At 37.4% G+C, this 13,137-nt stretch carries 12 protein-coding genes and 1 riboswitch; of the genes, 11 read left to right on the top strand and 1 reads right to left on the bottom strand.

Features of this window, described 5'->3' with window-relative positions; genetic code table 11:
* Positions 1-37: 37 nt before the first annotated feature.
* From IGJ90_RS07215 to IGJ90_RS07180, 8 genes are all read left to right on the top strand, one after another.
* Positions 38-691: a CPBP family intramembrane glutamic endopeptidase gene (locus IGJ90_RS07215; protein ID WP_002366732.1), complete on the top strand. Its 654-nt coding sequence runs from the start codon at positions 38-40 to the stop codon at positions 689-691.
* Between the two features lie 184 nt (positions 692-875).
* Positions 876-2,954 carry a type I DNA topoisomerase gene (gene topA, locus IGJ90_RS07210; RefSeq protein WP_002357484.1) on the top strand — a complete coding sequence of 693 codons (2,079 nt, stop codon included), beginning with the start codon at positions 876-878 and terminating at the stop codon, positions 2,952-2,954.
* Between the two features lie 107 nt (positions 2,955-3,061).
* Positions 3,062-4,369, top strand: a complete 1,308-nt coding sequence (gene trmFO, locus IGJ90_RS07205; RefSeq protein WP_002357486.1) for an FADH(2)-oxidizing methylenetetrahydrofolate--tRNA-(uracil(54)-C(5))-methyltransferase TrmFO — start codon at positions 3,062-3,064, stop codon at positions 4,367-4,369.
* 211 nt (positions 4,370-4,580) lie between these two features.
* Entirely contained in the window at positions 4,581-5,480 is a 900-nt protein-coding gene (xerC, locus tag IGJ90_RS07200; protein ID WP_002357488.1) for a tyrosine recombinase XerC, read from the top strand.
* A 28-nt stretch (positions 5,481-5,508) separates the two neighbouring features.
* Positions 5,509-6,057: an HslVU peptidase proteolytic subunit gene (gene hslV, locus IGJ90_RS07195; RefSeq protein ID WP_002357489.1), complete on the top strand. Its 549-nt coding sequence runs from the start codon at positions 5,509-5,511 to the stop codon at positions 6,055-6,057.
* Positions 6,058-6,071: 14 nt separating this feature from the next.
* Positions 6,072-7,475 (top strand): ATP-dependent protease ATPase subunit HslU, encoded by a 1,404-nt coding sequence (hslU, locus tag IGJ90_RS07190; RefSeq protein WP_002366731.1) that lies wholly within the window; start codon positions 6,072-6,074, stop codon positions 7,473-7,475.
* A gap of 20 nt (positions 7,476-7,495) precedes the next feature.
* Complete coding sequence (gene codY, locus IGJ90_RS07185; protein ID WP_002357492.1) at positions 7,496-8,278, top strand: GTP-sensing pleiotropic transcriptional regulator CodY; 783 nt, start codon at positions 7,496-7,498, stop codon at positions 8,276-8,278.
* Between the two features lie 33 nt (positions 8,279-8,311).
* On the top strand, positions 8,312-9,187 hold the full coding sequence (locus IGJ90_RS07180; protein ID WP_002366730.1) for an aldose 1-epimerase family protein: 876 nt from the start codon (positions 8,312-8,314) through the stop codon (positions 9,185-9,187).
* A 41-nt stretch (positions 9,188-9,228) separates the two neighbouring features.
* Here the strand turns inward: IGJ90_RS07180 and plsY are convergent, their stop codons facing one another.
* Positions 9,229-9,858, bottom strand: a complete 630-nt coding sequence (gene plsY / locus IGJ90_RS07175) for a glycerol-3-phosphate 1-O-acyltransferase PlsY (protein ID WP_002360243.1) — start codon at positions 9,856-9,858, stop codon at positions 9,229-9,231.
* Between the two features lie 205 nt (positions 9,859-10,063).
* Positions 10,064-10,223: riboswitch (cobalamin riboswitch) on the top strand.
* A 118-nt stretch (positions 10,224-10,341) separates the two neighbouring features.
* Between plsY and IGJ90_RS07170 the strand changes: the two genes are divergently transcribed.
* Genes IGJ90_RS07170 through IGJ90_RS07160 form a run of 3 tightly spaced genes read left to right on the top strand, consistent with a single transcriptional unit; the run spans position 10,342 to position 13,134 of the window.
* Positions 10,342-11,370, top strand: a complete 1,029-nt coding sequence (locus tag IGJ90_RS07170; protein ID WP_002396310.1) for an ABC transporter substrate-binding protein — start codon at positions 10,342-10,344, stop codon at positions 11,368-11,370.
* The gene (locus IGJ90_RS07165) at positions 11,363-12,370 is read left to right on the top strand and encodes a FecCD family ABC transporter permease (RefSeq protein WP_002360246.1); all 1,008 of its coding nucleotides are present in this window, start codon (positions 11,363-11,365) and stop codon (positions 12,368-12,370) included. The genes IGJ90_RS07170 and IGJ90_RS07165 overlap by 8 nt, the downstream gene beginning before the upstream one ends.
* On the top strand, positions 12,367-13,134 hold the full coding sequence (locus IGJ90_RS07160; RefSeq protein ID WP_002357498.1) for an ABC transporter ATP-binding protein: 768 nt from the start codon (positions 12,367-12,369) through the stop codon (positions 13,132-13,134). The genes IGJ90_RS07165 and IGJ90_RS07160 overlap by 4 nt, the downstream gene beginning before the upstream one ends.
* Positions 13,135-13,137: the final 3 nt, after the last annotated feature.

Genomic DNA, 13,137 nt, shown 5'->3' with positions numbered 1-13,137 from the left:
GATTTTAATCTTTTGGTTGGTAGTTAGGAGTGTCTAAATGGAAACGGTTGTTAGAAAAAGATGGTTGTTTGGTATGCAGCTACTGGGCTTTTTGATTTTGGATCAAATTCCTTTGATGATGGTCTCAGTTGTTCAAGTTTCTACAGAAAATTTTTGGTTTCGCTTTGTTAGTGGATTAGTGGCTGTTGGACTTGGTGCCTATTTCGTCTATCTATTTGTTGCTTTTTTGAAAAAGAAAAAGCTCATAACTTGGACTTTTTTAGGAATCAAAGAAACCTTGCCAGTGGTCTTGTTAGGTTTGGTGATAATCTTTTGTGTGGGAATATTTGGTGATTTCTTATTACGTCTGGAAGGACTAGAGACGACCTCTAACCAACAAAGTGTTGAAGAAATTGTCCAATCTATTCCTAAAGGGCTTATACTTATTTTTGCAGGTGTGATTGGGCCAATTTTCGAAGAGGGAATTTTTCGTGTCGGGATTCAAGCGTTTTTCAAGCCAGCTTCAAAAATAGGAATACTCGTTTCTTCTATTTTATTTGCACTTGTGCACACGCCCACAGATATAGGTAGTTTTATTATTTATTGGGGCATGGGTTTAGCTTTAAGTTGGGTCTATCTACGCACGGGTCGCTTTGAAGCTGCTGTCTTGACTCATTTTATTTGGAATGTTTTGGGTATTTTAATGCTTTAGGATAAAATCTATAAATCATAGGCATTTTTTATTTATAAATTCGGACAGTCAAACAGAAATGACAGAAATGTTATAAAGCCTAGTCTTGACAAACCTATTCTATATAGCATATGATGTATTACGATTTGTGCGTTTTTTACATATATTATATAGTAGGAAAGCGAACGCGAAAGGAGCTAATTGAATGGCCTATAAGTATCTCGTGATTGTAGAATCACCTGCCAAAGCCAAAACAATTGAAAAATATCTAGGAAGAAACTACAAGGTGGTTGCCAGTGTTGGTCACATTCGCGATTTACCAAAAAGTAAAATGGGGATTGATATTGAAAATAATTATGAACCTCATTATATTTCGATTCGCGGAAAAGGCGATGTCATCAAAAGTTTAAAAGCGGCTGCAAAAAAAGCGGAAAAAGTCTATCTCGCAGCCGATCCGGACCGAGAAGGTGAAGCAATTGCTTGGCATTTAGCTTATCTTCTTGGCCTTGATTTAAAAGATAAAAACCGCGTGGTATTCAACGAGATCACTAAAGAAGCGGTAAAAGCGGCATTTAAAGAACCTAGAACCATCAACGTTGATTTAGTTGATGCACAACAAGCACGGCGCATTTTAGACCGTTTAGTTGGATACTCGATTAGTCCTATTTTATGGCGTAAAGTCAAAAAAGGTTTGAGTGCTGGTCGTGTGCAATCTGTTGCTTTAAAAATGATTATTGATCGAGAAAATGAAATTCGAGAATTTAAACCTGAAGAATATTGGAGCATTGATGGGAATTTCCAAAAAGGTCGCAAGAAATTCAAAGCAAATTTCTGGGGCGTAGATGGTAAAAAGAAAAAATTACCAAATGCAGAAGCGGTGAAAGAAATCACTTCTCGGATTGACGGTAAAGATTACGATGTTACAAAAGTTGAGAAAAAAGAACGGAAACGTAATCCTGCGTTACCTTTTACAACCAGTAGTTTACAACAAGAAGCGGCACGTAAATTAAATTTCCGTACCCGTAAAACCATGATGGTTGCGCAACAATTGTATGAGGGAATTGCTTTAGGGAAACAAGGCACTGTGGGGCTGATTACCTACATGCGTACAGACTCAACCAGAATTGCCGATTCCGCCAAAGCAGAAGCTGCTGAATTCATTGAAAAGACCTACGGAGATGAGTTCTCAGCACATGGCGGCCGCAAAGCAAAAAATACGCAAGGTGCACAAGATGCCCATGAAGCGGTTCGTCCGTCAAGCGTTTTAAGAACACCCGATGAAATGAAGAAGTATTTAGATAAAGATCAATTAAAATTATATACTCTTATTTGGTCGCGCTTTGTAGCTAGTCAAATGACACCAGCGATTTTAGATACCATGAAGGTCACGCTTCAACAAAACGGCGTAACGTTTATTGCCAATGGCTCTAAAGTGAAATTTAAAGGGTTTATGCAAGTATATGTTGAAGGACGCGATGATGGTAAAGAAGACAAGGAAAATATTTTACCTGAATTAGTGGAAGGTGACGTTGTTAAATCGGTCGATATCGAACCGAAACAACACTTTACTCAACCACCGGCTCGTTTTAGTGAAGCCACGTTAATCCGGACTTTAGAAGAAAATGGTGTGGGCCGACCATCAACATATGCGCCAACATTAGAAACCATTCAACGGCGTTATTACGTGAAGCTAACCAATAAACGGTTTGAACCAACGGAATTAGGTGAAATTGTGAATTCCCTAGTTTCAGAGTTTTTCCCACAAATTGTCGATACACATTTTACAGCGACAATGGAAACGGACTTAGATAAAGTCGGTGAAGGTCAAGAAAAATGGGTTGAAGTTGTCGATCGTTTCTACAAGCCCTTCGAAAAAGAATTAACAAATGCCGAAGAAAAGATTGAAAAAATCCAAATTAAAGATGAACCAGCAGGCTTTGACTGCGAACTATGTGGACATCCAATGGTGATTAAACTGGGTCGCTACGGAAAATTTTATGCATGTAGTAATTTCCCAGATTGTCGGAATACAAAAGCGATCGTTAAAGAAATTGGCGTGACTTGTCCTGTGTGTCACGAAGGACAAGTTATCGAACGCAAATCAAAGAAAAATCGGATTTTCTATGGCTGTAGTCGGTACCCAGAGTGTGACTTCACTTCTTGGGACAAACCAGTAGGCCGACCATGTCCAAAATGTGGGCAATATTTAGTAGAGAAAAAAGTTAAAGGCGGCAAACAAGTCGTTTGTATCAATGGCGATTATGAAGAAAACGTCCAAAAATAAGAAAAATTGAGACCGAAGAATTTACTTCGGTCTTCTCTTTTAGTAAAATGAATTGAGTTTGTAAGAGACAGCTCTTAACTTCTTGACATAGAAAGGAATTTTTATACATGACAAAAAAAGTCACAATTATTGGTGCCGGTTTAGCCGGAAGTGAAGCGGCATGGCAAGTGGCCAATGCTGGCGTACCAGTTGATTTATATGAAATGCGCCCTGTCAAAAAGACACCAGCGCATCAAACAGAAAATTTTGCAGAGTTAGTTTGTTCTAATTCATTACGTGGAAATAGTTTAACCAATGCGGTAGGTGTTTTGAAAGAAGAAATGCGCCGTTTAAATTCAATCATTATTGGTAGTGCAGATCAAACCGCTGTACCAGCTGGCGGTGCCTTAGCAGTTGACCGTGATTCTTTTTCTGAAACAATCACTGAAAAAATTAAAAGTCATCCATTAATTACAATCAAAAATGAAGAGATCACTGATATTCCGGAAGGGATTGTAATTATTGCAACGGGGCCCTTAACCTCTGAAAGCTTATCTCAAAAAATTCAAGAATTTAATGGTTCTGAAGGCTTTTATTTTTACGATGCAGCAGCACCAATTATTGATAAATCAACAATTGACATGGATAAAGTTTATTTAAAATCTCGTTATAACAAGGGAGAAGCGGCTTACTTAAACTGTCCGATGACTGAAGAAGAATTCAATGCTTTTCATGAAGCACTAGTCAATGCAGAAGTGGTTCCTTTACGCACGTTTGAAAAAGAGAAGTTTTTCGAAGGCTGTATGCCCATCGAAGTAATGGCGCAACGTGGCATTAAAACCATGTTGTTTGGCCCAATGAAACCTGTCGGACTAGAAGACCCTAAAACAGGTAAACGCCCTTATGCTGTAATTCAATTACGTCAAGACAATGCTGCAGCTTCTTTATACAATATTGTTGGTTTCCAAACGCATTTAAAATGGGGTGAACAAAAACGAGTATTCCGTATGATTCCGGGATTAGAAAATGCTGAATTTGTTCGCTATGGCGTCATGCACCGTAATAGTTTTATGAATTCTCCAGAGTTGCTAAAACCAACCTACCAATCAAAAAAACGTGACGATCTGTTTTTTGCTGGACAAATGACTGGTGTTGAAGGATATGTTGAAAGCGCGGCAAGTGGTTTACTCGCAGGTATTAACGCAGCTCGTCTTGCCAAAGGGGAAGAGCCGATTGAATTCCCTCGCGAAACGACTTTAGGAAGTATGGCTTATTATATTACACATGCAGAAGGCAAACATTTCCAACCAATGAATGCAAACTTTGGGCTTTTCCCAGAGTTACCTGAACGAATTCGTGACAAAAAAGAACGCTATGAAGCAATTGCTAATCGGGCCTTAGATGTCCAAGCTCAAGTTATCCAATCTTTAGACTAAATTAGAAAAAATATGAGAAAAGACCGAGCATCATTGCTAAGAAATGCGATGATACTCAGTCTTTTAATTTTTAGAAAAAAATAACAAAAGCTAAAGAATAGTTAAAATTGTGAACATATTTAGAAATATTGATTAAATTCTGACAACTTAATTGTCTTTTGAAAAAGGTTATGCTAAAGTTACTTTGTAATCGAATGAGGAGGGCTATCACATGGAAGAAAAGAATTGGCCTGAGTTATTTGCTCGTTATCTTATTGTCGAAAGAGGCTATTCAGAAAAAACAAAAAAAGCATATCAAGAAGATATACAACATTTTTTTTCGTTTTTAAAGACTTCAGGTAATGACAATTATTTGACTGTGGAACATTTGGATGTTCGGGCTTATTTGAGCGAATTATACGATCAGGAATATAGCCGCAATTCGATTAGTCGAAAAATTGCCAGTTTGCGTTCTTTTTATCAATTCTTATTAAAAAATGAAGCAATCCAAGAGAATCCTTTTTCCTATGTTCATATGAAAAAGAAACAGTTACGGTTGCCCCGTTTTTTTTATGAAAAAGAAATGGATGCATTATTTGAGAGCGCACAAGGGGAGCAACCGCTTGATTTGAGAAATCAAGCGTTGCTAGAAGTTCTGTATGGGACTGGTATTCGGGTCAGTGAATGTGCGAACTTAACGGTGGACGCAGTTGACTTTCAAGCTTCTGTTTTATTGGTTCACGGAAAAGGAAATAAAGATCGCTATGTGCCTTTTGGTTCATTTGCACAAGACGCCTTAAAGGATTACTTAGAGAATGGCCGCGCGCTATTAATGACAAAATATCAAAAAAAACATCCGTATGTCTTTGTTAATCATCATGGTGAACAAATCACGCCAACAGGGATTGAATATGTCTTAAACCAACTAATTAAAAAAAGTTCATTAAATGCGGAAATTCATCCCCACATGTTACGCCATACATTTGCGACACACTTATTAAATAATGGCGCCGATATGCGGACAGTTCAAGAATTATTAGGACATGCTAATTTATCAACAACTCAGATATATGCGCATGTGACAAAAGAAAGTTTACAAAAAAATTATCGAACGTTTCATCCTCGTGCATAATGGAGGTAAACGTCTAGGAGGAACAATAATGGTTGAATCACAATTTCACTCTACAACAATTTGTGCAGTCGAAAAAGATGGAAAATTTGCAATGGCTGGTGACGGCCAAGTAACAATGGGCGAATCTGTCGTTATGAAAGGTACGGCCAAAAAGGTGCGCCGTATTTACAATGATGAAGTCGTTGTCGGTTTTGCAGGAAGTGTGGCAGATGCCTTTACATTAGAAGAAAAGTTTGAAGGAAAATTAAATGAATACAACGGAAACTTAACGAGAGCTGCGGTTGAGTTAGCCCAAGAGTGGCGTACACAACAGTCTATGCAAAAATTAGAAGCTATGCTGATTGTGATGAATAAGGAAGAAATGCTCTTAGTTTCAGGAACTGGGGAAGTCATTACACCAGACGATGGTATTTTAGCAATTGGTTCTGGCGGTAATTTTGCTTTGTCCGCTGCAAGAGCCATGAAAAACTTTGGCGATAAAGAAATGCCAGCGAAAGAGATTGCTAAAAATGCCTTAAATATTGCTGCAGATATCTGTGTATTTACGAATCATAATATCATTGTAGAAGAATTATAAGCGAGGGAAAATCCATGAATGAATTAAACAAAACACCAAAAGAAATAGTCAAAGAACTAGATCAATATATTGTTGGACAGCAAGCTGCCAAAAAATCAGTGGCGGTAGCTTTACGTAACCGCTATCGTCGCTTGCAATTAGAAGAAAATATGCAACAAGATATTACGCCTAAAAACTTACTAATGATTGGACCAACAGGTGTTGGTAAAACTGAGATTGCTCGTCGTCTCGCAAAAATTGTCAATGCGCCTTTTGTAAAAGTTGAAGCAACCAAATTTACAGAAGTAGGCTATGTCGGTCGGGATGTCGAATCAATGGTTCGGGATTTAGTAGAAAATGCGATCCAAATTGTTGAAAAACAACAATACAGTCGCGTGTATGCGCAAGCGTTAAAAAAGGCCAATCAACGTTTAGTCAAAGTATTAGTGCCTGGAATTAAAAAAGAACAAAAACAGGCTGGCGGTAATCAATTTGAACAAATGATGAACATGTTTAACATGGCTCAGCAACAGCAAGAAGCACAAGAAGAAGTAACGGAAGATATTCGAGCGAATCGCCGAACAATTTTGGAACAGCTAGAAAAAGGTCTATTAGATAATCGTGAAGTAACAATTGAAATTGAAGAACCGAAAAAAACGATGCCAGCTATGAACAATGGCCTAGAACAAATGGGCATCGACTTAAATGAAACGTTAGGCGCTCTGTCACCAAAGAAAAAAATCGAACGTACTGTAACGGTGAAAGAAGCACAAGAATTATTAGTGAAAGAAGAATCAGCAAAAATTGTCAATGACGCTGATATTCATAGTGAAGCGATTCGTTTAGCTGAATCAAGCGGAATTATTTTTATCGATGAGATTGATAAAATCACCTCTAAAAGCCAACAAAATTCGGGCGAAGTCTCTCGTGAAGGAGTACAAAGAGACATTTTGCCGATTGTTGAAGGCTCCCAAGTTAACACGAAGTATGGTCCTTTACAAACAGATCACATTTTATTTATCGCTTCAGGTGCTTTCCACTTGTCAAAACCAAGTGACTTGATTCCAGAATTACAAGGCCGCTTCCCAATTCGAGTTGAATTAGATGATTTAACGGCTGATGACTTCGTAAGTATCTTAACTGAGCCAAATAATGCTTTAATTAAACAATATGTAGCATTAATTGGCACAGAAAATGTTTCAGTCATCTTTACAAAAGAAGCAATTGAACGGTTAGCACACATCGCTTATGATGTAAACCGTGATACAGATAATATTGGGGCGCGTCGTTTACACACAATTTTAGAACGTTTATTAGAAGATTTATTATATGAAGCACCAGATATGCAAATGGGTGAAATTACGATTACCGAAGCATATGTCAATGAAAAATTGAATGACATTGTTCAAAATGAAGATTTAAGTCGTTACATCTTATAAAAAAGGCTGGAGGAGAAAAGATGGCTACATTATTAGAAAAAACACGTCAAGTGAACGAGCTTTTGCAAAAAAATAATCTGTTTGACGTACAAGCAGAACTTCCGTACAACAAAATGGCAATGATTTTAGGGGATATTTTAGAAAGTAATGCGTATATTATTAGCAGTTCAGGGGATTTGTTAGGGTATACTGAAAAATTAGATGTTAATAATGCCCGTATCAAAAATATGTTTAAAGAGAAAAAATTTCCTCAAGGATACACCGAGGCCGTGGATATGCTCAAAGTAACCGAAGCCAATATTCCAATAGACAGTGATTTAACTGCATTTCCTTTTGAATCACGAGAGCTGTATCCGTTTGGGTTAACCACTATTGTGCCTTTGTACGGTGCTGGCAAACGCTTGGGTACGATTATTTTAGCGCGTGTTGAAAAATCCTTTAACGAGGATGATTTAGTGTTAGCTGAATATAGTGCGACCGTTGTCGGCATGCAAATTTTGTATCATCAATCCAGAACAATTGAAGCAGAAGTTCGCAGTGCGACTGCCGTGCAAATGGCCATCAACACTCTTTCCTATAGTGAATTAAAAGCCGTCCATGCCATTTTTGAAGCCTTAGATGGCGAAGAAGGTCGTTTAACTGCTTCAAGTATTGCAGATGAAATAGGCATTACTCGTTCCGTAATTGTGAATGCCTTAAGAAAATTAGAATCAGCTGGAATTATTGAATCACGTTCTCTTGGTATGAAAGGGACTTATTTAAAAGTATTAAATCAACAATTTATTAAAGAGTTGGAAAAATAAGCAATTGCTCGTATCAACTAGGAGGACAACGCAATGACTGTACAAATTGAAAATGAATTTCTAATCGCAACATTTGCTGAAGAAGGAGCAGAATTAGTAAGTTTACAATCAAAAGAAACCGGCATTGAATATATTTGGCAAGGAAATCCTGAATTTTGGGCCCGCCATGCGCCCGTACTTTTTCCGATTGTCGGTCGTCTAAAAGAAGATACGTATATGTACCAAAATCAAGCGTATCATTTAACTCAACATGGTTTTGCTCGTGATCAAGTATTTGATGTGATTGAAAAAGGTGGAGAAGAAGTTTCTTTTTCACTAAAATCAACAAAAGAAACCAAGAAGAAGTATCCTTTTGATTTTGAACTAGTGATTACTTATACATTAGAACACCAAGAATTGACTGTAAACTACCAAGTAGAAAATACAGGGAAAGAAGAGATGTATTTTGGGATTGGTGGTCATCCAGCCTTTAATGTACCTTTAGAATCTTCACTAACGTTTGAAGATTATTATCTAAGTTTTTCACCTAAAAAATCACGGACACAAATTCCCTTAGCAGGCCCGTTTATTGATTTAGCGAATAAAACGCTAGCCCAAACGAATACCAGCTTTGACTTAACGCATCAATTATTTGAAAATGATGCAATGATTTTTGAAACAAAAGGTCAAACAGCGATTACAATTGCCACAGACGAAAGTGAGCATCAAGTCACTTTGAGTTATCCAGAAATGCCTTTTGTGGGGATTTGGTCACCGACACCGAAAGAAGCGCCTTTTGTCTGTATCGAACCTTGGTGCGGGATTGCTGATGCTGTCGACGCAACTGGCCAACTTGCTGAAAAATTTGGCATCAATAAGTTACCAGCTAACGAACTATTTAAAACACAGTATATGATTAGTGTAAAATAAAGAAAAAGGCTGTGAACATTATTTGTTCACAGCCTTTTTCTTTATTTTTTTGCACGTAAGCCAAAAGAAAGGCGACTTTCTGTTCCATTTTTAATTCGCTGAATGTTTTCACGATGACGGACAAAGATAAAAGTAGTCAAAGCAATCGCAATCACGGTTAATAACCAGTTAAATGTTGGTAAAATAGCTGGTACAGTGAAAGGCAAAATAATAGTAGAAAGTGTAATTAGTACAGCGCTAATCATACTTGTTAAACTCACCATACTGGTTAGATACAGACAAATCACAAAAATAAGAGCAGAATAAATAAAAAATGTGGGGCTGTATGCTAATAACATGCCAGCGCTAGTGGCTACGGCTTTACCACCTTTGAAATTGGCAAAAATAGGGAAGGTATGCCCTAAAACAGCTGCTACCCCAAAGAAGAGCGGATTCACGCCTTGTAAACCAAACAAATAGGGTAATGAAGTGGCTAACGTTCCTTTCAAGATATCCATTAATAATACCGTAATTCCGGCAGGTTTCCCTAAGACACGAAATGTATTGGTTGTTCCTGTATTCCCACTCCCAAATTGGCGTATATCTTTTTTAAAGAAAAGTTTGCCAATCCAAACACCTGAGGGAATCGAACCTAATAAATAGGCAACAAGTAACAAAATGACGATTTTCATCAAGTTAACCTCTTTCTTATTCAAACTAGGATTTATTTTATCATGAATAGAAAAACGGAACAACGTCTAATAACTAAAACAAGAAAAGTTTTTCTTTTGCTTGAGGAAGCGTTGACAAATGGTTGATAACCGTTATAATAAATGTGTGTCATTAGACAAAGACGTCTAATCACTGGTTTGAAAATTAGTTATCAACGAAGATACAATATATATGTACTTATGAAGTGTCAGGGAAAGAGGTGCGAATCCTCTACAGACCTACCTACTGTATGGTGGATGAAACCAATAAGACCACAGATTATTCTGGAAGGATTGGGAGTAAGAAGAAGCTAAGTCAGGATACCGGCTTGATAAGTCTAATCATTCTTTTGTAGGAAAAAGAAGGGGCTTTGAAGATAACTGGCTGAGTATATCATTAGCATAGTTAAGTGACTGCTTTTTTTCTATTGGAGAAAAAAGTGGTTTTTTTGTATTGTTTTGACGTTGAGACAAAGGAGGTTCATTTCAGAAAATTTTCCCCAAAATAAAATAGACGAATGCGAGGATGAAAAAATGAAAAAATTTACTTTAACAATGATGACTTTAGGTTTAGTAGCAACACTTGGCTTAGCAGGGTGTGGTAAACAGGAAAAGAAAGCAACTACCTCTTCTGAAAAAACAGAAGTAACGTTACCAACCAAAGACCGTAGCGGCAAAGAAATTACTTTACCCAAAGAAGCAAACAAAATTATTTCCTTAGTACCATCAACAACAGAAGTGATTGAAGACTTAGGTAAAACCGACCAATTAATCGCAGTTGATACTCAAAGTAGCACAATGATGACTGATTTAAAAAAATTACCACAAATGGATATGATGGCTGTCGATGCAGAAAAATTGATTGCCTTGAAACCACAAATTGTTTATGTGAATGACATCAATTTAGCTAGCTCAGAAAGTGTTTGGAAACAAGTGGAAGATGCTGGAATTACAGTCGTTAACATCCCCACTAGTACAAGTATCAAAGCAATCAAAGAAGACGTCCAATTCATCGCGGATAGCTTATCTGAACATGAAAAAGGACAAAAGTTAATCAAAACAATGGATCAAGAAATCGACGAAGTAGCCAAAATTGGTAAAACCATTAAAAAACCAAAAACTGTTTTGTTTGAAGTAGCTGCCTTACCAGACATTTATAGTTTTGGTAATGGGACATTTTTAAATGAAATGATTGAAACAATTGGGGCAAAAAATGTTTTGGCAAATGAAAAAGGCTGGTTACCAGTGACAGAAGAAGCGGCCATTGCTGCAAAACCAGAAGTCATTTTAACCAATGTTAACTATATGAAAGATCCCGCCAAAGAAATTTTAGCTCGTAAAAACTGGGAAAGCGTTCCTGCAGTTCAAAACAAAGAAGTTTTCGAAATTGACAACATGTCTAGCTCTTTACCAAATAACCACATTACCAAAGCATTAAAACAAATGGCAAAAGCTGTTTATCCAGAGGAATACAAGGATTTAAAAGATGAGTAAAAAAACGTGTCTCATACTGATGCTCTTGATTAGTATGAGCATGCTCTTTTTGGGTATTAAAATTGGAAGTGTTCAGATTTCGTTAACGGATTTGCTTCAAATTTTAGTGAAAAAGACGGTTTCAGAAGATGGGATTTTAGAAGGAATCATCTGGAATGTTCGGTTACCGCGTGTCGTGATGGCCTATCTCGTGGGCGCAGGCTTAGCAGTAAGTGGCACGGTGATGCAATCGCTCTTAGGTAATCCTTTAGCTTCTTCGTATACTTTGGGCGTATCAGCGGGAGCATCCTTAGGTGCTGCGTTAATCATGGTAACTGGAGTAACTGCTTCGATCTTAGGGGCATTTTTATTGCCTTTAACTGGTTTTATCTTTGGCTTAGCAACGGTCTTTTTAGTTTTGTTATTTACGCAAACAATGGATAGTCAAATGTCCAATCAAACAGTTGTTTTAGTAGGAATGATTATGACCTTGTTTGTCGGTGCTATTTTGACGTTGATTACAGCACTTTTCCAAGATTATTTGAAACAATTAGTCTTTTGGCAAATGGGTAGTTTTTCTGGCAGTAATTGGCAAAAAATTGCTATTTATTGTCCAATCTTGCTTGTCAGCAGTCTGTTTCTTTGGTTTGATGCCAACGCATTGGATGTTCTCGGTTTAGGAGAAGAACATGCGATGTTAGCGGGAGTAGAAGTCAAAACAGCAAAACTACGCATTATTCTTTTGGCTAGTTTACTAGCAGGAAGTGCGGTTTCATTTGTCGGTGTGATTGGTTTTGTTGATTTAATAGCACCACATATTGTCCGTCGCTATTTAGGGGCGACTCATCGCTGGCTGATTCCCGGTTCAGCAATCTTAGGTGGGACCATCATGGTACTAGGGGACACAATTGCCCGCACGATTTTATCACCAAGAGAAATTCCCATCGGGGCTGTAACAGCCTTGATTGGAGCGCCATTCTTCTTGTATATTTACTTTAAAAAAAGGGGCGTTGCTGCATGATTGAATTAAAAAAAACAGCTGTAACGCTCCAACAAACCCCCATTTTAAAAGATATTTCCCTCGTTTTTCCGACAGGTAGTAAAACTTGTATTTTAGGTCCAAATGGTTGCGGTAAAACGACACTTTTAAAAACGATTGCCGGACTTGTCCCTTATAGTGGTTCTGTTTTAATTGATGGTCAAGAAGTTCATGGACAAAAGCGGAAGGAATTGGCAACGAAAGTAGCGATGATGAGTCAATTCACGACAGTTGCTTTTGATTATACGGTTTACGAAACAGTTTTGATGGGGGCGTATCGACAACAAGCACAACGTTTTTTACCTATTGTTTCTAAACAAGAAAAAGAACGAGTCCTTTATTATTTAGAACGCACGGGTTTATTGCCTTTAAAAGATAAAGTTGTCAATCAGCTTTCAGGAGGACAACAACAACGAGTATTTTTGGCTAAATTATTTGTACAAGATCCAGAAATTATTTTATTGGATGAACCCAATAATCATTTGGATATTCGGTATCAACAAGAATTGATTCAGCAGTTAAATGAGTGGAGTGCGCAAGAAGGGAAAACGTTAATCGGGGTGTTTCATGATATCCGTTTAGCGTTAACGCTAAGTGAAAAAATTGTGTTTATGAAGCAAGGGAAAGTGGCCGCGCAAGGTGATTTTCAAACGTTGGCTTCCAAAGAATTTTTACAAACAATTTTTGAAACAGATATTGTCTCCTATTTTCAGAAACAACATAAAGTTTGGGAAACTATTCAATAATTT

Source organism: Enterococcus sp. AZ129, assembly GCF_051714505.1.
Lineage (GTDB): Bacteria > Bacillota > Bacilli > Lactobacillales > Enterococcaceae > Enterococcus > Enterococcus faecalis.
The sequence above is the reverse complement of the archived record's forward strand: the minus strand, read 5'-3'. Positions and strand labels throughout refer to the sequence as shown.